The following is a 19489-nucleotide window of genomic DNA, read 5'->3' on the forward strand; positions in this document are numbered from 1 at the left end:
CGCTATGGACGCCACATCTCTCGCGACAGTCTGGGCGACGGTAGCGCTCTTTATCCTGATCGCCTTGATGATCTACCTGAAGGTGCCGGGCGCGATGTCGAAGTCGCTCGATGCCCGCGCCGACAAGATCCGCTCGGAGCTGGATGAAGCCCGCAAGCTGCGTGAAGAAGCGCAGGCGCTGCTGGTCGAATACCAGAAGAAGCGCAAGGATGCCGAGAAGGAAGCCGCCGACATCGTCGAGGCCGCCAAGCGCGAAGCCAAGGCCCTTGCCGAGGAAGCGCACAAGAAGACCGAGGATTATGTCGCGCGCCGCACCGTCGTCGCCGAGCAGAAGATCGGTCAGGCCGAGCGCGAGGCAATCGCCGAGGTTCGTGCCAGCGCCGTCGACCTGGCGGTCGAGGCCGCCCGCAGCGTGCTTGCTTCCAAGGTCGACGCCAAGGCCGCGGCCGACCTGTTCAAGGCCTCCGTGCAGGACGTGAAGTCCAAGCTCAACTGAGCGCAGCGTTTCGTTTGATTTGAGAAAGCCGCCGGGGAAACCTGGCGGCTTTTTTCGTTTGGGGGATCACGCCCGGAACAGAATGCCGGGGCGTCCCTCGAGCGTCCGGAACGAGGCGCGGTGTTCTAGTCTTCGGAGGCGACACTGTCCTTGCGGAACGGCGCGAAGGACACGCGATGCAGGCGATGCAGCGGTCCGTGCGAGGCGATGGCCGAGCGGTGGCGGGCGGTGGCGTAACCCATATGCACCTCGAACCCGTAGTGGATATGGCACTGGCCACAGCCGGTCATCATGCGATCACGCATCACCTTGGCGACGATCGAGGCCGCCGCGATCGACTGCGAGCGCTGGTCGCCCTTGACCAGCGCGCGTCCCGCGCAGGGCAGGCCGGGCGGCACGTCGCGGCCGTCGGCCAGTGCCAGCTTGGGCTCGAGCGAAAGGCCGCACAGCGCCCGCCGCATAGCCTCCAGGCTGGCGCGCAGGATGTTGGTGTCGTCGATGCCTTCCGCCGAGATCGAGGCCATGGAAACGGCCTGGGCCCTGGCCAGGATCGTCTCGAACACGGCTTCGCGCTGGGCAAGCGTCAGCCGTTTGGAATCGTCGAGACCGTCGGGGATGTTGTCGGGATCGAGCACGACGGCGGCGGCCACCACCGGGCCGGCCAGCGGCCCGCGCCCGGCTTCGTCCATGCCGGCCACCGGCCACAGCCCTTCGGCGATGGCCTTCCTCTCGATGGAGAAATCCGGCCGCTCGAGGATTTCAAACAGAAGCGGAGAATCGGAACGCGCGCGAGCCATAATGCGGCGAAACTCGCATCGGTCCCGATTCTCCGCAAGCCCTCCCGGCCGGCTGGGGCGGCGGGCCGGAGGGTACCGTCTGACGGCCGGGGTCAGGGCCGGACGGGATCTTGTGTCGAGTGCCGGAGATGGTGCCGGCGCCCGATGGGGCAGGGCGATCCTGCCCGCCGGTCTACAGCAGCATCAGCTGCTCGAAGGGCCTTGTGGCCGGCGTGAACAGGTCGGTCCTCAGTTGCCTGCGCTCGACGTTGAGACCGAGCCGCTTGGCGGCGATCTCGAAGCGGCGGCCGATCTGCCAGGCATAAGGACCCGCACCCTTCATGCGTTTGCCCCATTCCGAATCGTAGTCCTTGCCGTCGCGCATCGACCGGATCAGCGACATGACGTGCCGGTAGCGGTCGGGGTAGTGGCGCAGCAGCCAGTCCTTGAAGATCGGGCTGACTTCCAAAGGCAGCCGCAGCACCACGTAACCCGCCTCGCGGGCACCGGCGGCGCGGGCGGAATCGAGAATGCGCTCGACCTCCGGATCGGTAAGGCCGGGAATGATCGGGGCCACCATCACCGAGGTCGGGATGCCGGCATCCGTAAGCTGCTGGATCGCCTCCAGCCTTTTGGTCGGCGTCGATGCGCGCGGCTCCATGGTGCGGGCCAGCATGCGGTCCATCGTCGTCACCGACAGCGCCACCTTGGCCAGCCCGCGTTCGGCCATGCGCGACAGGATGTCGATGTCGCGGGTCACCAGCGCCGATTTGGTGACGATGCCGACCGGATGGCCGCGCGCCTCCAGCACTTCGAGAATCTCGCGCATGATGCGGTATTGCCGCTCGATCGGCTGATAGGGGTCGGTGTTGGTGCCAATGGCGATGGTGCGCGGCTGATAGCCTTCCTTGGAAAGCTCCTTGTCCAGCAGCCGCGCCGCATCCGGCTTGGCAAACAGCTTGGCCTCGAAATCCAGCCCCGCCGACAGGCCCATGAAACTATGCGTCGGCCGCGCGAAGCAGTAGACGCAACCGTGCTCGCAGCCGCGATAAGGGTTGATCGAACGGTCGAAGGAAATATCGGGCGATTCATTGCGCGTGATGATGGTGCGCGGCTTCTCCACCTGCACTTCGGTCTTGAACGGCGGCAACTCCTCGAGCGATTCCCAGCCATCGTCGAACACATGACGGCTCACCGGTTCGAAGCGGCCCGACGGATTGATGCCAGCGGAACGGCCGCGATTGCGATCCGGCCGCACGCGCATACCGCTCTGTTCCATGATCGCATTGGCCATCTCGGCCCGTCCGGCGCCGAAGGCGGCAATGTCGGCACGCACGACCTGTTCCATTTTGGCTCTTTCCCAAGGGCTGTCTGCTGGGCGTCGAATCGCTGTTCTCATGAAATTATTCCTATTGCCTCCATGAGAACAAATCAAGAACTTTCGTCATCGAACTCGAAACTGGCGCGCGGCGCGGCTTTCCGCTATTCGGCAAAGATGCTCAGTGTGCTGATCGAAACCCGCAACGACGAGGAAGGGCTTGCGCGCACGCTCGCCTCGCTCGTCGGTGGCGTCGTCGAGGGCATGGTGCGCGAAGTGATCGTTTGCGATCTCGGCTCCACCGACCAGACCGCCAAGGTGGCCGAGCACGCCGGCTGCCGCTATCTGGCAACCGGTGGCATCAAGGCCGGCATCGGCGTGGCCAAGGGAGACTGGCTGCTTCTCTTGGAGCCCGGCGCCAGGCTGGTCGAAGGCTGGACGGATACCGTTGCCGATCATATCGGACGCCTTTCCACGCCGGCCCGTTTCGCGCCGACGCGCGGCGCGCGCCAGCCGCTGCTGCGGCGCCTGTTCGGCCGGCGGTCGCCGCTTGCCCATGGGCTGGTGATCGCCAGGAAGCAGGCGGCGGCGCTGGCCGGCACATCAGGCGAGGTGGAAGCGATTGCGCGCGCCGCGCGGGCGACGACCCTGCCGGCGGAGATCTGGCCCGCCGCCAGGTAGGTAGATACCACCGGCTCAGGCGCCGGGCGGTGCCCCGGCGATCGAGCCTCGCACCACCAGGTCGACCGGCCACACTTCGCCGCGGGCGCCGTCTTCCAGTTCCGAAAGCCGCGCCACCAGCCGCTCGGCCACCCGCGCTCCAGCGGCGCGGATCGAGGAGCGCGTCGTCGTCAGCGGCACCGAAAAATTCTCCGGTTTCAGCCAGGGAAAGACGTCATCATGCGCAATGACCGAAACGTCGGCGGGAACCGCTAAATTGAGGTCGCGCAGGGCTCGCATGACGCCGAGCGTCATGAACAGGCTGGAGCAGATGATCGCCGTCGGCTTGTCGTCCTGCTCGAACAGCCGCCGCGTCGCGCGGTAGCCGTTCTCGTCGGTCATCGCGTTGGAGATCAGCCGATGGTCCGGCAGCGCGAGGCCGCCGGCGTTCAGCGCCTTGCGCACCCCGCGCTCGCGATGGATGGCGAAGGTCTTCCAGTCTTCGCCGTTGACCAGCGCGATGCGGTTGTGCCCCAACTGGATCAATAGCCGTGCCGCTTCGTGGAAGGCGCCTTCATTGTCGATGTCGAGGAATGGATAGGCAAAGTCCAGCCCCTCGGAGCGGCCGTGCACGATGTAGGGAATGTGCAGCTGGTCGAGCAGCGTCAGGCGCTTGTCGGCCGGGCATGGCGACGAGACATAGACGGCGTCGACCTGCTTGTTGGCGACGATACGGCGATAGGTCGTCTCTTCCTCGTCGGCAGCCGTCGGGCTCAGCACCAGGTCGAGTTCATGCGAGCGCGCGAAATCGCCGAGCCCCGACAGGAACTCGACGAAATGCGGGTCGATATCAACCGTCGCCCCTGTCGGCATGACATAGCCGATCATGCCGGTCTTGCCGGTCGCCAGCCTCCTTGCCGACGGGTTTGGCCGGTAGCCGTGACGCTTGGCGGCGTCGGCGACGCGCCGGCGCGTGTCCTCGTTGACCTCGGGATAACCGTTCAGCGCGCGGCTCACCGTGGTCTGGGACAATTGCAGCATCTGCGACAGCTGCTTGAGGTTCACAGGCGCCTCCGGTCTTCAAAGCGCTTCGAATCCGATGCTGGCCTTTGCCGCCGGCATCGTCGGGGAAAATCAGCATAAGCTTGAAAAAGTCCGGTTTGAAGAAAATTTGCTGCTGCACTGCCAAAAAATAATGCTGCACCGCGATTTTCACCATGTCTTTCACCTATTTAAATCGATTTATTAACCGTGCCCTTGACTCTTCGCGGATTCGATGGCGAGATGCGGGAAGCCAAAGCGCTTTGAGTACCGGTTTCGAAAGGTTGCAGTCCCTTTCTTGCTCGGGCACAGTCGAGGTGATGTCGGCGGCGGAATGGAGGTTCCGTCGGTATTTCGATCCATTGGGAGGATTGCAATGAAGAAGACGTTTTTGCTGGGTACGGCGCTTGTGGCGCTGGCCTTTGCCGCATCCGCCGGGGCAGCCGAACTGAAGTTCAAGCCCGGCGAGGATTCCAAATTTCACTGGGCCAATTTCGATGACCTGAAGAAGGTCGACCTGAAGGGCGAGACGCTGACCATTTTCGGTCCGTGGCGCGGCGAGGACGAGGCCCTGGCCCGTTCGGTGCTGGATTATTTTGCCGCCGCCACCGGTGCCGAGGTCAAATACTCCTCGTCGGAGAACTACGAACAGCAGATCGTCATCGACACGCAGGCGGGCAGCCCGCCCAACGTCGCCATTCTGCCGCAGCCCGGCCTGATCCAGGATCTCGCCTCCAAGGGCCTGTTGTCGCCGCTCGGTGACGACACCGCCAAATGGGTCAAGGACAATTATGCCGCCGGCGATTCCTGGGCGGCGCTCGGCACCTTCAAGGACAAGGACGGCAAGCCCGGCTTCTACGCCCTGCCGTACAAGATCGATGTGAAGGGTCTGGTCTGGTATTCGCCGGACAATTTCGACGAGGCCGGCTACAAGGTCCCCAAGACCCAGGAAGAACTGACCGCGCTCGAGCAGAAGATCATCGCCGACGGCCACAAGCCCTGGTGCATCGGGCTCGGCTCCGGCGGCGCCACCGGCTGGCCGGCGACCGACTGGGTCGAAGACATCATGCTGCGCACGCAGACGCCGGACGTCTACGACAAGTGGGTCTCCAACGAGATCAAGTTCAACGACCCGCGCGTCGTCAACGCGCTCAGCATTTTCGCCAAGGTCGCCACCGACGACAAAATGGTCGACGGCGGTGCCGCCGCTGTCGCCGCGACCGACTTCCGCGACAGCCCGAAGGGCCTCTTCGCCGTGCCGCCGAAGTGCTACCTTCACCATCAGGCGTCGTTCATCCCGTCCTTCTTCCCGGAGGGCGTCAAGCTCGGCCAGGATGCGGATTTCTTCTATTATCCGGCCTATGCATCCAAGCCTGAACTTGGCACGCCGCTCGAGGTTGCCGGCACCCTGGTGATGATCACCAAGGATTCCAAGGCCTCGCGCGAATTCATCAAGTTCCTGCAGATGCCGCTCGCTCACGAATTGTGGATGGCACAGAAGAGCTTCGTCACCCCGCTCAAGGAAGCCAACAAGGAAACTTACGGCAGCGCCGCGCTCAAGAAGCAGGGCGAAATCCTGACCGAGGCGACCACCATCCGCTTCGACGGGTCCGACATGATGCCCGGCAAGATCGGTGCCGGTTCCTTCTGGACCGGCATGGTCGACATGGTCGGCGGCAAATCGCCGGAGGCGGTCGCCAACGACATCCAGAAGAGCTGGGACGCGATCAAGTAAAAATCCAGGAGTGCGGCCTCCCAGGGCAGGCCGATCCGGGCGAATAGGTCCCGGATCGGGCTCGGGGAGCCTGGGAAGGGGAACCGGCAATCAGCCCGGGTGGCGTCCATCGCGCTGCCCAGGTCTGGCGAAGTCATCGATCCGCAGCGAGGGGAGGAACCCATGGCGGCTCAGATCTTATCGGCCATTCTCGTCATAGTGATCGGCGTCGGCGGCTGTGTCGCCTATTTCTGGGGCGCCAACAAGCTCGTCGACCTCATCTTTCCTTCACGCGGCGTCTCCGGCGCGGCTGCCATCAACAATCTGCGTCGGCAAGGCATGGTCCGGCCCTGGCTGTTCGTCGGCCCGGCCATGATCATCCTCACCATCTACCTGATCTACCCGGTCATCGAGACGCTCAGGCTCTCCTTCCTCGACCGCGGCGGCACCTCCTTCGTCGGGCTGGCCAACTATCAGTGGGCGCTCGGCGACCGCGAGTTCCGCAACTCTATCCTCAACAACATCTTGTGGCTGGCCGTGGTGCCTGCGGCCTGCACCTTCCTCGGCCTCATCATCGCCGTTCTCACCGACCGCATCTGGTGGGGCACCATCGCCAAGAGCCTGATCTTCCTGCCGCTTGCCATCTCCTTCGTCGGCGCCAGCGTCATCTGGAAGTTCATCTACGAATTTCGCGGCGATGGGCAGACGCAGATCGGCATCCTCAACTCCATCGTCACCGGCCTGGGCGGCGACCCGCAAGTGTGGATCTCGCTGCCGTTCTGGAACAATTTCTTCCTGATGATCATCCTGATCTGGATCCAGACCGGCTTTGCCATGGTCATCCTGTCCTCGGCGCTGCGCGGCATTCCCGAAGAAACCATCGAGGCCGCCGTGATCGACGGCGCCAACCCGTTCCAGATTTTCTGGAAGATCATGATCCCGCAGATATGGGGCACCATCGCCGTGGTGTGGACCACCATCACCATCCTGGTTTTGAAGGTCTTCGACATCGTGCTGACCATGACCAACGGTCAATGGAACAGCCAGGTGCTCGCCAACCTGATGTTCGACTGGATGTTCCGCGGCGGCGGCGATTTCGGCCGTGGCGCCACCATCGCCATCATCATCATGATCGCGGTCATCCCGATCATGGTCTGGAACATCCGGCAGGCCAACAGGGAAACGGGAGGGCACTGAGATGGCCGGCGCATCCGGAAAATCCTTCATCGGCCGCTTCGGCGTCCACCTTGCCGTGCTGTTTTTCGTCGCCCTGTGGACGGTGCCGACGCTCGGCATCCTGATCTCGTCGCTGCGCGACAAGGATCAGATCGTCGTGTCCGGCTGGTGGACGGCGCTCGCGACCTCCAGCCAGACATCGGCCGGCCGCCTCGGCACCGCCAAGGACCAGGCGCAGAAGGACGGCAAATACATCATCACCGGCAATTTGCTCGCCGCCGGCGACGCCGGCACCGTCACTTCCTTCGGCACCCGTTCGCAGGAACCCGGCAAATACCAGGCCGGCGCTCCGGCCGATCTCGGCGACGGCGTGACCCTGCAGGTGAACGCCGACGGCTCCTACTTGTTGTCCTCGCCCAAGGCCTTCGAGGGCGATCGCGGCCAGCGCGTCTATTTCGAAGCCTCGGCGCCGCCGAAGTTCACCACCGACAACTATCGCAACGTCCTGTTTTCCGAAGGCATCGGCCGTTCGTTCCTGAATTCGCTGACGGTGACGATCCCGGCGACGATCATCCCGATCCTGATCGCGGCCTTCGCCGCCTACGCCTTGGCCTGGATGCGTTTTCCCGGACGTGCGCTGCTGATCGCGGTGATCATCGGCCTGCTTGTCGTGCCGCTGCAGATGTCGCTGATCCCGCTGTTGAAGCTCTATAACGGCGTCGGCCTGTTCTTCGGCGTGCCGTCGAAGACCTATCTCGGCATCTGGCTGGCGCATACCGGCTTCGGCCTGCCCTTCGCCATCTATCTGCTCAGGAGCTACATCGCCGGCCTGCCGCGCGAGATCATGGAATCGGCCCGCATCGACGGCGCCAGCGACTTCGAGATCTTCGTCAAGATCGTGCTGCCGCTGTCCTTCCCGGTGCTTGCTTCCTTCGCCATCTTCCAGTTCCTGTGGGTATGGAACGACCTTCTGGTGGCGATGGTGTTCCTCGGCACCGACGCCGATCAGATCGTGCTGACCGCCAAGCTCAACGCCTTGCTCGGTTCGCGCGGCGGCAATTGGGAAATCCTGACGACATCGGCCTTCGTGACCATCATCGTGCCATTGTTTGTGTTCTTCTCGCTGCAGCGCTACTTCGTGCGCGGCCTGCTCGCGGGCTCGGTCAAAGGAGGTTGATGGTGAAGCAGGCAGTGCAGCGCATGGCCGAGATGCCGGCACCGGCGGTCGATCGCGACTGGTGGCGTGGCGCGGTGATCTATCAGGTCTATCCGCGCTCCTACCAGGACACCGACGGCGACGGCATCGGCGATCTCAAGGGCATCACCTCCCGTCTCGGCTACATTGCCTCGCTGGGCGTCGACGCGATCTGGATCTCGCCTTTCTTCAAGTCGCCGATGAAGGATTTCGGCTACGACGTCAGCGACTATTGCGACGTCGATCCGATGTTCGGAACGCTTGCGGATTTCGATGCGCTGGTGGCCGAGGCGCATCGTCTCGGCCTCAAGGTCATGATCGACGAGGTGCTGTCGCACACCGCCGACATCCATCCCTGGTTCGTCGAAAGCCGCTCCAGCCGCTCCAATGCCAAGGCCGACTGGTATGTGTGGGCCGACGCCCGGCCGGACGGCACGCCGCCCAACAACTGGCTGTCGATCTTCGGCGGTTCCGCCTGGCAGTGGGACACCCGCCGCCAGCAATATTACCTGCACAACTTCCTGGCCGAGCAGCCTGACCTCAACTTCCACAACGCTGAGGTTCAGGACGCGCTGCTCGAGGCCACCCGCTTCTGGCTGGAGCGCGGCGTCGACGGTTTCCGCCTCGACACCATCAATTTCTATTTCCACAGCCAGGGCCTGGAGAACAATCCGGCGCTGCCGCCGGAGGAGCGCAACGACCAGACCGCGCCTTCGGTGAACCCTTACAACTACCAGGACCACATCTACGACAAGAGCCGCCCGGAAAACCTCGGCTTCCTCGAACGCTTCCGTGCTCTGCTGGACGAGTATCCGGCCGCAGCCGCAGTCGGCGAGGTGGGCGATTCACAGCGTGGCCTCGAAGTGGTCGCGGCCTACACTGCTGCCGGCAAGCGCGTGCACATGTGTTATTCCTTCGATTTCCTGGCGCCTGAAAAGATCAGCGCGGCCAAGGTGCGCGCCGTGCTCGAAGCATTCGGCCGCGTCGCCAGCGATGGCTGGTCGTGCTGGGCCTTCTCCAATCATGACGTGGTGCGCCATGCCTCGCGCTGGGCCGCCGGCGAAGCCGATCCGGTTTCTTATCTCAAAGTGGTCTCGGCGCTGCTGTTTTCGCTGCGCGGCTCGGTCTGCATCTATCAGGGCGAGGAGCTTGGCTTGAGCGAAGCGAACCTCGCCTTCGAGGACCTTCAGGATCCCTACGGCATTCGCTTCTGGCCGGAATTCAAGGGCCGCGACGGTTGCCGCACGCCCATGGTGTGGGATGCGGCTGCCGCCAATGGCGGCTTCTCCAAGACAAGGCCCTGGCTGCCGGTGCCGGGCGAACATCTTTCCAGGGCGGTCAATGTGCAGGAAAGCGACGAGGCTTCGCTGCTGCAGCACTACCGTCGTTTTCTCGCCTTCCGCCGCGCCCATCCGGCGCTGGCCAGGGGTGAGATCGAGTTCATGCCGAGCGACGGCGACACCGTGGTGTTCGCGCGGCGCGAAGGCAATGAACGCATCGTCTGCGCTTTCAATCTGAGCGGTCGTCCGACCGAAGTCGACCTTGGCGCTGGACGCGCCTTGCAACCTTTGCCGGGACATGGTTTCTCATCGCAGTCTGGAACAACCGGCAAGCTTCGCCTCGGCGGCTATGGTGCGTGGTTCGGGCGTGTCGCCTGAGTGGAAATGAACTGAACGGGAGGAAATAATGGCCGATCTGACGCTGAGGCAGGTGAAGAAGTCCTACGGCAACATTCACATTCTTCATGGCATCGACCTCGACATCAAATCGGGCGAGTTCATTGTTTTCGTCGGCCCGTCGGGTTGCGGCAAGTCCACCTTGCTGCGCTCCATCGCCGGCCTGGAGGAGATCACCTCGGGCGATCTCAGCATTGCTGGCGAGCGGGTCAACGACGTGCCGCCTTCGAAGCGCGGCATCGCCATGGTCTTCCAGTCCTACGCGCTCTATCCGCACATGACCGTCTACGACAACATGGCCTTCGGCATGAAGATCGCCAAGGAGAACAAGGCCGAGATCGACCGCCGCGTGAAGCAGGCGGCTGAAATCCTGCAGCTGACCAAATATCTCGACCGTCTGCCCAAGGCGATGTCGGGCGGCCAGCGCCAGCGCGTCGCCATCGGCCGCGCCATCGTGCGCAATCCCAAGGTCTTCCTGTTCGACGAGCCGTTGTCGAACCTTGACGCCGCACTGCGCGTCGCCACCCGCATCGAGATCGCCAAGCTGAAGGAATCGATGCCCAACACCACGATGATTTACGTCACCCACGACCAGGTCGAGGCGATGACGCTGGCCGATCGCATCGTCGTTTTGAAGGACGGGCATATCGAGCAGGTCGGCACGCCGATGGATCTCTACCGGAAGCCCGGCAATCTTTTCGTCGCCCAGTTCATCGGCTCTCCGGCCATGAACATCCTGCCGGGAACCGTGGACAAGACGGGCAGCTCGACCACGATCAGCCATCTCGGCGGCCGCAAGGCATCGGTGCCGATCGCCACGCCCGCCAGCGCGCAGGGCACTTCCGTCTCCTTCGGCGTGCGCCCCGAGGATCTCTTCGTCGCCACCGGCGCCGATTATCTGTTCGAAGGCAAGGTCGATTATGTCGAGCAACTCGGCGAGGTTCAGCTCGTCTATATCGACATCGGCCGCGCCGACCAGCCGCTGACCGCCAAGCTGCCGGGCAACGTCGCCGTCCAGCGCGGCAGCGTGCTGAAGCTCACCGCCAATGCCGAAGATCTGCATATCTTCGACGCCGACGGCCGTTCCTTCGCCCATTATGAGGCGACCGCCAAGGCCGCCTGAGGCACGATACCAAAAGAGGCTGCCGGAGACGGCACCGCTGGAGACGAAAAAGAGGGCCGCTAGGCCCTCTTTCTGTTTCGCGGTCCCTCTTCGTTTCGAAAGACCTTGATGTTGCGGCGATGAAAGTCAGTCGTCGCGCACGACGGTCAGATGCACCGCCTTTTCCGTCGGCACCCGCTCGGTGATGCGGTAGCCCAGCGCCGCGAAGTCGATGCCCGAGAACAGGTTTTCGCCGGAGCCCAGCAGCACCGGCGCGACGGCGAGATGCAGGTTGTCGATCAGCCGGGCCTTGAGATATTGCTTCAGCGTCGACACGCCACCGCCGACGCGAATGTCCTTGCCCTGTGCCGCTTCCTTCGCTTTGGCAAGCGCTGCCTCGAAACCGTCGGTGACGAAATGGAAGACGGTGCCGCCTTCCATGGTGAGCGGCGCGCGGGCGTAGTTCGTCAGCACGAAGACCGGCACATGATAAGGCGGGTTGGTGCCCCACCAGCCTTTCCAGTCCTCGTCCGGCCAGGGGCCGCGCACCGGGCCGAACATGTTGCGGCCGAGGATCCAGGCGCCGAGATTGTCGAAGCTGCGCGCGGCGAAGTCTTCGTCGGAACTCATCTGTCCGCCGCTCCCGCCGTGAATTGCCTTGAAGGTGGGGGTGTCGAAAAACCACTCGTGCAGTTTCATGCCGTTTTCGCCGAGCGGGTTTTCCAGGCTCTGGTTCGGCCCGGCGCCGTAACCGTCGACCGATATCGAGAATGCGCGCACGACCAGCTTGGACATTGCAAAATCCTCCAAAACCAATTGCAATTTGCAACTGGTTTATAGAGCGACAGATTTCAAATTGCAACCGGTTTTTGCACGGTCGATATTTCGGAGGATGAGCGTCGCCGGGAAATGGCATCCGGCGCTCGGCTGGCGGACGGCGGGAGATGCCGGCGGGCAGTCGGCTATGCGGTCTCGTGGAAAATCAAAAGCGGCGGGCAAGCCCGCCGCTTTTCGCAGTCCGTAGTCAGCCGCGCTTAGCGGTTGCCAAAATTATTGACGCGGTAGTCGATGGCCGCCTGGGCTGCCTTGTCGGCGGAGGTCTGCCGGTCGCCATTCAGCCACTGCAGCGTTGCGTCATGCTGGCGGATCGAGGCGGTGGGCAGCGTGTCGACCTTTGCCGTGGCCGCATAGGGGCTCGAACCGGCATAGGCGTCGAAATTGTCGCTGCCTGCAAAGGCGGCACCGGCGGTGACCAGAAGGGCGGCGGCGGTAAGGGCAATCGTTCTCATTTTCGTAACTCCAAGGTTCGGTTTTCCATCCGTCAATCGGCGTGGTTCTTGGGAGGTAATCGCGTCGTTCGGATATCAAGGAAATGGCGATGGGCCCCTAAAGGTTCCAATCACAAGAATGTTCATGCGTCGTGTGAAAATGCCCCTTGAAATTTGATCGGGCCGATACGAAAGGCGGAAATAACCAATATTTTACAGTGTGTTATGGGTGTGGTGCGGTCGCGTCTCGCGAAAGATACCGCCTGGCGTTCACCAGAGCCGACCGCAGTGTCGCCGCTGGCTGAACGTTGTTTCGCGGTTTGGTTTGGGGCAGCCGGCAACCGGAAAAAGGGGCGGGGACACGGGTGTCCTGAAACGAGAAAAGCGGTGGGCAAGCCCACCGCTTTTTTCACCGCCGTCGGCAAAGCCGACGGCCCAGTCTTTTGGCTATTAGCTGTTGCCGCCGAGACGCGGAGCGCCATCGGTGACCGGCTTCACGGTCGCGCCCAGATCATGGGAAACAGCCGAACCCTTCTGGGTCGAAGCGGTGTAGGAGCTGTCAACGTTCGAATAGGTGTAGTTCGAACCATAGTGGTCGCTGCCATTCGCAAAGGCAGAGCCGGCGGCAACCAGGAGGGCAGCGGCGGTAAGAGCGATCGTCTTCATTTTCGTACTCCAAATCTCAATGTTGCGTCCGTCAAGCGTCGTGGTCTTGGGAGGTAACTCGCGTCGTTCGGACAACACTGAAATGGGTTTGGGGGGTGAAAGGTTCCAATCACAAGAATGTTTATCAGCCATGCGAAATTGTCCCTTGAAGTTTCGTAAGCATGACATATGACCTTATTATTTTGTAGCAATTTCAATATCTTGCATTGTCACGGTCGCGGCGGTCGGTCCGGCATAATGAGCCGGCGTTCAGGACGGTCTGAACGCACCGTCAACGAACGGTGACCAATCTGCGGGTTTATGGGCGGTTTTTAGAGAACGGGCAGGGACGCCCGGTCATGCCGAGCGCACGGCTGATCCGGCCTGGTGGGTGCCTGTTCGGGAGGACGCGCCGCTCTCTAAGGAACTCTCTATATAGGGAGCGTCGCAAGGGCAGCGATGTCGATTGGAAAGCGTGCGGCGGGGATGCTTCATGGCGGCATGTCCCAGACGCAAAAAAGCGGCGGGCAAGCCCACCGCTTTTTGGTACCGGCAGTCGGCGCGAGCCGACGGCCGTATCAGCCGTAACTTAGCTGTTGCCGCCGAGGCGCGGAGCACCGTCGGTGATCGGCTTGACGTCCTTGATGCTGGCGTCGTGCGACACCGAACCACCCTTCACCGAAGCGGTGTAGGAAGAGTCGACCGTGGCATGCGGGTTCGAGCCGGCATAGGCGTTGAAGTTGTCGCTGCCAGCGAAAGCCGAACCAGCGGCAACCAGGAGAGCAGCAGTAGCAAGAGCAATCTTTTTCATTTTCGTACTCCGAATTTCAAAGTTCTGTCCGTCATGCGGCGTGTTCTTGGGAGGAATTCGCGTCGTTCGGACAGGGCATATCTGGGAGCGGCCCAGTCGACTTTCCAATCACGAAATTGTTCCGCGTGGATCAAGAAAACGCCCCTTGAAATTTCGCGGTCGGATTCCATCCTTTTTACTTAATCCTTTAATTTCAAATAGATAGATGAATTCACGCCTGGGCGATATGGAAAAAAATACTAAGCCGGCGTTCATAGCCTGGTAGACGCATCGTCAACGCCCGGTGCCCCAAAAGGCGTCTGTACGGGGCTTGAAGGGCCATTCCTTACCCGCCTCTGGCCTCACGCGCCTCCCGCCGCTGAGGCTTGAGCAGGCCCGTCTGGCAAGGCTAGAACTTTGTCGATAGGCTCTAAAAAACGGGTCGGTTTCATCGCCCGCCACCGGCGGGCCGGCTGTTACAACGGCCGCCAACAGGGAGAACATCATGCTGCGCAAGACGGATTTCTTCATCGACGGCAAATGGGTCGCGCCGGCGGCGCCGCGGGAGCTGGAGGTGACCAATCCGGCCGACGAGCAACCCTTCGCGGTCATCTCGCTGGGTTCGGCCGCCGATGTCGACAAGGCCGTCGCGGCCGCGCGGCGCGCCTTCGACGGCTGGAGCCGCACCAGCCGCGAGGAACGCCTGGCAGCGCTTGAGCGCCTGCTCGTTTCCTATAACAAGCGCATGAACGACATGGCCAAGGCCATCTCCGACGAGATGGGCGCGCCGATCAAGCTGGCGCTGGAATCGCAGGCCGCCTGCGGTGCCGGCCACATCAAGGCCTTCATCCGCACCCTGAAGGATTTCCATTTCGAGACGCCGCTCTCCGAGCGCGACAAGCAGGAGCACATCGTCTACGAGCCGATCGGCGTCTGCGGCCTGATCACGCCGTGGAACTGGCCGATGAACCAGGTCACGCTGAAGGTGGTGCCGGCCATCGCCGCCGGCTGCACGGTGGTGCTGAAGCCGTCGGAAATCGCGCCGATCTCGTCCATCGTCTTTGCCGAGATGATGGAGGACGCCGGCTTCCCGGCCGGTGTGTTCAACATGGTCAATGGCGACGGCCCCGGGGTTGGCGAGGCGATGTCGCGTCATCCGGGCATCGACATGATGTCCTTCACCGGCTCGACGCGCGCCGGCATCGCGGTTGCCAAATCGGCCTCGGAAAGCATCAAGCGCGTCGCGCTGGAACTCGGCGGCAAGTCGCCCAATATCGTCTTCGCCGATAGCGACCTTCCCGACGCGATCGCGCGCGGCCTTGCCCATTGCTTCGAGAACACCGGCCAGTCCTGCAACGCGCCGACACGCATGCTGGTCGAGCGCCCGGTCTATGACCGCGCCGTCAGCCTCGCCGCCGACTATGCCGCCACCGTCAAGGTCGGCAATCCGGCGGAGGATGGCGACCATATCGGGCCGCTTTCCTCGGAAGTGCAGTTCAACAAGGTGCAGAGCCTGATCGAGGCCGGCATCAAGGAAGGCGCGCGTGTCGTCGCCGGTGGCCTCGGCCGTCCGGAAGGCTTCAACCGCGGCTATTATGTCCGCCCGACCGTCTTCGCCGACGTTAACAACGACATGACCATCGCCCGCGAGGAGATTTTCGGGCCGGTGCTGGCGATGATCCCGTTCGATTCCGAAGACGATGCCATCGCCATCGCCAACGATACGCCCTACGGCCTTTCCGGCTATGTGCAGACCCAGGACAAGGTCAAGGCGCAGCGTGTTGCACGCCGCATCCGCGCTGGCATGGTGCAGATCAACGGCGCCGACCGTCCTTATGGCAGCCCCTTCGGCGGCTACAAGGCGTCCGGCCTCGGTCGCGAGGGCGGCAAATGGGGTCTTGAGGATTTCCTCGAGGTCAAGGCCATCTCCGGCTGGGACGAGCAGGTCGGTTAAGTCCGTCCGCACGGCGGACCGAAGGTCTGCGAAACAAGAAAGGCGTCGCCCGGTGCGACGCCTTTTTCTTTTCGGCGGGCTCCGCGTTGCCGCACGCCGCCGTCGAGCCGCGCGCTCAGCCGCCGTCGACCTGCGTGTTGCGTATCCCCGCCGGCCTCGAACCGCCGCTATCTTCGTCACCGTTCCGCCGGCTTCGGGCCCGCGTTCCGCCTTTTTGTTTGTTCTGAGCCGTCGGCAGCTGTTTCCGCGCGGCCGATATGTGGTTCTGCGTCGCTGGCGGTTTCTCCAGCGTTCCGGCATGGATTCCCGACACGCTCCGCTCCCTGCGGTCGCTCACGCGGTCGGGAATGACGAGACGCGTGGATGGTCTCGCCGATTGTCCATGCCCGGCTTTGCATCAGGGGCGCTGCGAACAACAGCGATCCCTAAAACCGTTGGTGTGAACAACGGCGGTCATCGAAACCGACGCGAACGACAGCTACTCTCAAAGCCGTTGGCGATTGACGAAAGCGTTTCAGAACATTCGTCATTCCCGACCGCGTGAGCGACCGCAGGGAGCGGAGCGTGTCGGGAATCCATGCCGGAACGCCGATGCGCCGGAGCGGTGCAGGATGTGGATTGAATGCGCGGCGGTGCGCGCAAGTCCAAAGAAAGAACCTCGCCTGTTCAGTCGCTTGCCGAAAACTGCGCAAGAAACCACGTCTAGATTTGCCCACACGTTCGGGGTTTGCACGACAATCGGCCCATCGCCCTCACGGGAACCTGGTGCGCACCGGGTATCAGGGAGGGCGCCGGTGCCGGACTGGCAGCGCTAACGGTGGCGCTGTCTGGTGACGAGCCCTAAGTCCGGGCCCTGGAAAAACCCGGCCGCCGAAAATGGCGGCTTCGAGGTCCGAAGTCTGCCGTCGCGAAGGACGGCGAGGTCGGTCCGGGGCAAGAACACCGGCGGGGCGCCCGGAAGGCGCCAGTATCAGAATAGCATGAGGCACCGACCCGGCGCCCCGCTTCCCACCTCCCGCAAGGGAGTGTTTTTTGACAATGGCCAGGGCGGATTTCCGCAGCGTGGCGATGAAGAAGTGTATCAACGCAACCGCGCGTCGGCGCGACTGCACCGCCTCCGTCATTCCGGCCGAGCGCAGCGAGAGCCGGAACCCATTGGCCGCACCATCGTCGAGCCCGGCCCGGTCCTCGTTCTGAACAGTTCACGCAGCCGGACCGGCGCCGCGTGCTTCATTCCCGTTGACGCGACCTTCGTTCCCGGCCGTGCTGCTCAATGGGTTCCGGGTCGGCGCTCGGCTCCGCCTCGCTGGCCCGGAATGACGAGTGCTTGGGATGCCGCTCCGTCACATCCCTCCGATGGCAAGAAACAGAATGAAGGCGACAACTCCACCGCCGTCATTCCGGCCGAGCGCAGCGAGAGCCGGAACCCATTGGCCGCCCATCGTCGAGCCCGGCCCGGTCCTCGTCCTGGACCGTTCATGCAGCCGAACCGACGCCGCGTGTTTCATTCCCGTCAACGCGACCCTCATTCCCGGCCGTGCTGCTTTATGGGTTCCGGGTCGGCGCTCGGCTTCGCCTCGCTGGCCCGGAATGACGAAGGAGTAGGATGCCGCCACGTCACATTCTTCGAGAGCATGGCCCGGTCCTCGTCCTGGCCAGAACCGAAGCCTCGTATTTCAGGTCGGCTTGCAGGCTCAACTACCAGTCGCAAGATAGGCTTGCGCGATCGCCCGCATCCTGTCGCGGTCGAAGCTCGGGCCGTGGCCGCCATGGCCGGTGCTGATCGGCAATTCGAGCAGCCGCCGCATGGTGTGGCGATAGGCAGCGCGGTCGGAATCGGGAAGATCGTCGAGCAGCGTGTCGTCATAGATGGCGTCGCCGCTGAAGAAGAGCCCGTCATGTTCGTCGAACAGCGCGATCGAATCCGGCGAGTGGCCAGGCAGATGCAGGACGGTGAAGCGCCGGTCGCCAAGGTCGACGCTGTCGCCTTCGGCAAGAATCCGGGTCAGCGGCGCCGGCTCGATGCGGTAGCTTTCAGCCCTCCAGCCGGGATGCGGCAGGCGCGAAACGGCACCCTCCAGTTCGCGGAATTCATGCGCGTAGGTGGCGGCATCGCCCATGCGGGCGAATTCGGCGGCACTTTGCGCCGGGCCGGCGCGGTCGGCGAATTCGTGCAGCGAGCCGACGTGGTCGAGATGGATGTGGGTGGCAACGACCAGCAGCGGCTTGCCGGCCGGCGTGTCGATCTCAGGCGCCAGCGGGCAGATACCCATGCCGGTGTCGACCAGAAGATCGACGTCGCGCCCTTTGAGGTGCCAGATATTGGCGCTCATATAAGGATGCACGAAGGGCTCGGCGATCAGCGTCAGCGCCGGGTCGAGTGCCTGTTTGCCGAACCAGCCGGTCATCGTCGCCCTCACACGAAAGGTTTGCCGACCTGGTATTTGGCCGGCACCAGCCGGTGCAGATAGGCAAGGCCGGCATCGGACAGGTCGTTGGTGTCCTTACGCAGGTAATCGTCGGGCATGTGCCGGGTCTTGGCGGCGACGCTGCTCAGCGGCACCTTCCTGAACACGGTCTTCTTGCCATCATATTGCAGAGCCACCGAGCCGCCGCCCTCGGCGGCGACGCCCGCCGCGAAGGCGCCGGCATCGAAAGCCTCCTGCGCATCCACCGGGCTCACCGCGCCGATATAGCCGCGCGGCATGTAGCCCAGCGCGTCGACGCGGGCGCGTTTGCCGGGCAGCCTCTCGGCCAGCGCCTGTTCGAAGGCGCGGTTCAGGTCGCTGCCCGAAAGCTTGACGTTGCCGTGGGCATCGCGCTCGACCTTGTCGGAACCGACAATGGTCTCGACCAGCGAACGCCCGTCCGCGGTGGAAACACCTTCGGAAACGGCGACGATGCAGCGCTTGTGCTTGGCCATGGTCGCCTTCACGTCGTCGATGAAGCGGTCCACCGAAAAGGCGCGCTCGGGCACATAGACGAGATGCGGCCCGCTATCCCCGTCCAGCCGCCAGGCGGCGGACGCGGCGGTGAGGAAACCGGCATGGCGGCCCATGACGATGCCGACATAGATGCCGGGCAGGGCGCGGAAGTCGAGGTCCACCGACAGGAAGGCGCCGGCGACGAACTCCGCCGCCGAGATGAAACCCGGCGTGTGGTCGTTCTCGACCAGGTCGTTGTCGATGGTCTTCGGCGCATGCACGAAGGCGATCTTGCCGCCCGCCGCGTCGGTGAGGATCTGCTGCGTGCCGGAGGTGTCGTTGCCGCCGATATAGATGAAGGCGTCGGCGCCGATCTTCTGCAGCCCCTTCAGCACCAGTTCGCAATAGGCGGCGTCCGGCTTGTCGCGGGTGGAGCCGAGTGCCGCCGACGGCGTGCGACCGATCAGCCGCAGCTGGTCCTCGCGCATGTCGGTGAGGTCGACATAGTCGCCGTCGCGAACGCCGCGAACGCCATGGCGGGAGCCGAGCACACGCGCGCCGGGATGGTTCTTGCGGATTTCGAGGACCGCGCCGACCACCGTCTGGTTGATGACCGCGGTAGGGCCGCCGCCCTGGGCGATGATGAAAGTTCCGGCCATCCTGCGATCCTCCCGATCCGTCTCAGCCAGAACTTTCGCCTGTATTCAGGCGTGACGCAACGGGAGATTTAATCGATTAGGAGGAGGCAGTCGGG

17 protein-coding genes are annotated in these 19489 nt (G+C 63.4%); 8 read left to right on the forward strand and 9 right to left on the reverse strand.

Going from position 1 to position 19489, the window contains the following annotated elements:
• The first annotated feature begins 4 nt into the window (after positions 1-4).
• A complete protein-coding gene (locus QFZ88_RS20215) occupies positions 5-496 on the forward strand; it encodes a F0F1 ATP synthase subunit B (RefSeq protein WP_024927133.1) in 492 nt (163 codons plus the stop codon).
• A gap of 125 nt (positions 497-621) precedes the next feature.
• On the opposite strand, the gene QFZ88_RS20220 is transcribed toward QFZ88_RS20215, so the two are convergent.
• Both QFZ88_RS20220 and QFZ88_RS20225 read right to left on the reverse strand, forming a co-directional pair.
• The gene (locus QFZ88_RS20220; RefSeq protein WP_024927132.1) at positions 622-1293 is read right to left on the reverse strand and encodes a ribonuclease HII; all 672 of its coding nucleotides are present in this window, start codon (positions 1291-1293) and stop codon (positions 622-624) included.
• 172 nt (positions 1294-1465) lie between these two features.
• Positions 1466-2620 carry a PA0069 family radical SAM protein gene (locus QFZ88_RS20225; protein ID WP_024927131.1) on the reverse strand — a complete coding sequence of 385 codons (1155 nt, stop codon included), beginning with the start codon at positions 2618-2620 and terminating at the stop codon, positions 1466-1468.
• 72 nt (positions 2621-2692) lie between these two features.
• On the opposite strand from QFZ88_RS20225, the gene QFZ88_RS20230 reads away from it, so the two are divergent.
• Positions 2693-3271: a glycosyltransferase family 2 protein gene (locus QFZ88_RS20230; protein ID WP_373426392.1), complete on the forward strand. Its 579-nt coding sequence runs from the start codon at positions 2693-2695 to the stop codon at positions 3269-3271.
• 15 nt (positions 3272-3286) lie between these two features.
• Here the strand turns inward: QFZ88_RS20230 and QFZ88_RS20235 are convergent, their stop codons facing one another.
• Complete coding sequence (locus QFZ88_RS20235; RefSeq protein WP_024927129.1) at positions 3287-4315, reverse strand: LacI family DNA-binding transcriptional regulator; 1029 nt, start codon at positions 4313-4315, stop codon at positions 3287-3289.
• A 352-nt stretch (positions 4316-4667) separates the two neighbouring features.
• On the opposite strand from QFZ88_RS20235, the gene QFZ88_RS20240 reads away from it, so the two are divergent.
• The 5 genes from QFZ88_RS20240 (at position 4668) to QFZ88_RS20260 (ending at position 11175) form a co-directional block, all read left to right on the forward strand.
• The gene (locus tag QFZ88_RS20240) at positions 4668-6026 is read left to right on the forward strand and encodes an ABC transporter substrate-binding protein (protein WP_024927128.1); all 1359 of its coding nucleotides are present in this window, start codon (positions 4668-4670) and stop codon (positions 6024-6026) included.
• A 162-nt stretch (positions 6027-6188) separates the two neighbouring features.
• Positions 6189-7202, forward strand: coding sequence for a carbohydrate ABC transporter permease (locus QFZ88_RS20245; RefSeq protein ID WP_024927127.1), 1014 nt, complete (start codon positions 6189-6191; stop codon positions 7200-7202).
• A 1-nt stretch (position 7203) separates the two neighbouring features.
• Complete coding sequence (locus QFZ88_RS20250) at positions 7204-8358, forward strand: carbohydrate ABC transporter permease (RefSeq protein ID WP_024927126.1); 1155 nt, start codon at positions 7204-7206, stop codon at positions 8356-8358.
• Positions 8359-8381: 23 nt separating this feature from the next.
• Entirely contained in the window at positions 8382-10034 is a 1653-nt protein-coding gene (locus tag QFZ88_RS20255) for an alpha-glucosidase (protein WP_024927125.1), read from the forward strand.
• A 28-nt stretch (positions 10035-10062) separates the two neighbouring features.
• Positions 10063-11175 carry an ABC transporter ATP-binding protein gene (locus QFZ88_RS20260; RefSeq protein WP_024927124.1) on the forward strand — a complete coding sequence of 371 codons (1113 nt, stop codon included), beginning with the start codon at positions 10063-10065 and terminating at the stop codon, positions 11173-11175.
• A 126-nt stretch (positions 11176-11301) separates the two neighbouring features.
• Here QFZ88_RS20260 and QFZ88_RS20265 read toward each other — a convergent pair whose 3' ends face one another.
• From QFZ88_RS20265 to QFZ88_RS20280, 4 genes are all read right to left on the reverse strand, one after another.
• Entirely contained in the window at positions 11302-11949 is a 648-nt protein-coding gene (locus QFZ88_RS20265) for a dihydrofolate reductase family protein (RefSeq protein WP_024927123.1), read from the reverse strand.
• Between the two features lie 239 nt (positions 11950-12188).
• The gene (locus QFZ88_RS20270; RefSeq protein ID WP_024927122.1) at positions 12189-12443 is read right to left on the reverse strand and encodes a DUF680 domain-containing protein; all 255 of its coding nucleotides are present in this window, start codon (positions 12441-12443) and stop codon (positions 12189-12191) included.
• A 429-nt stretch (positions 12444-12872) separates the two neighbouring features.
• Positions 12873-13088 (reverse strand): DUF680 domain-containing protein, encoded by a 216-nt coding sequence (locus QFZ88_RS20275; protein ID WP_024927121.1) that lies wholly within the window; start codon positions 13086-13088, stop codon positions 12873-12875.
• Between the two features lie 568 nt (positions 13089-13656).
• Positions 13657-13878, reverse strand: coding sequence for a DUF680 domain-containing protein (locus QFZ88_RS20280; RefSeq protein WP_024927120.1), 222 nt, complete (start codon positions 13876-13878; stop codon positions 13657-13659).
• A 484-nt stretch (positions 13879-14362) separates the two neighbouring features.
• Here QFZ88_RS20280 and QFZ88_RS20285 point away from each other — a divergent pair, with 484 nt between their 5' ends.
• Positions 14363-15811, forward strand: coding sequence for an aldehyde dehydrogenase family protein (locus QFZ88_RS20285; protein ID WP_036255186.1), 1449 nt, complete (start codon positions 14363-14365; stop codon positions 15809-15811).
• Between the two features lie 1694 nt (positions 15812-17505).
• On the opposite strand, the gene QFZ88_RS20290 is transcribed toward QFZ88_RS20285, so the two are convergent.
• Both QFZ88_RS20290 and QFZ88_RS20295 read right to left on the reverse strand, forming a co-directional pair.
• Positions 17506-18219, reverse strand: a complete 714-nt coding sequence (locus QFZ88_RS20290) for an MBL fold metallo-hydrolase (RefSeq protein WP_024925889.1) — start codon at positions 18217-18219, stop codon at positions 17506-17508.
• Positions 18220-18227: 8 nt separating this feature from the next.
• On the reverse strand, positions 18228-19394 hold the full coding sequence (locus tag QFZ88_RS20295) for a diphosphate--fructose-6-phosphate 1-phosphotransferase (RefSeq protein WP_024925890.1): 1167 nt from the start codon (positions 19392-19394) through the stop codon (positions 18228-18230).
• Positions 19395-19489: the final 95 nt, after the last annotated feature.

Origin of the sequence: Mesorhizobium sp. YL-MeA3-2017, assembly GCF_030814575.1 — a bacterium.
In the GTDB taxonomy this organism is placed as follows: domain Bacteria; phylum Pseudomonadota; class Alphaproteobacteria; order Rhizobiales; family Rhizobiaceae; genus Mesorhizobium; species Mesorhizobium terrae.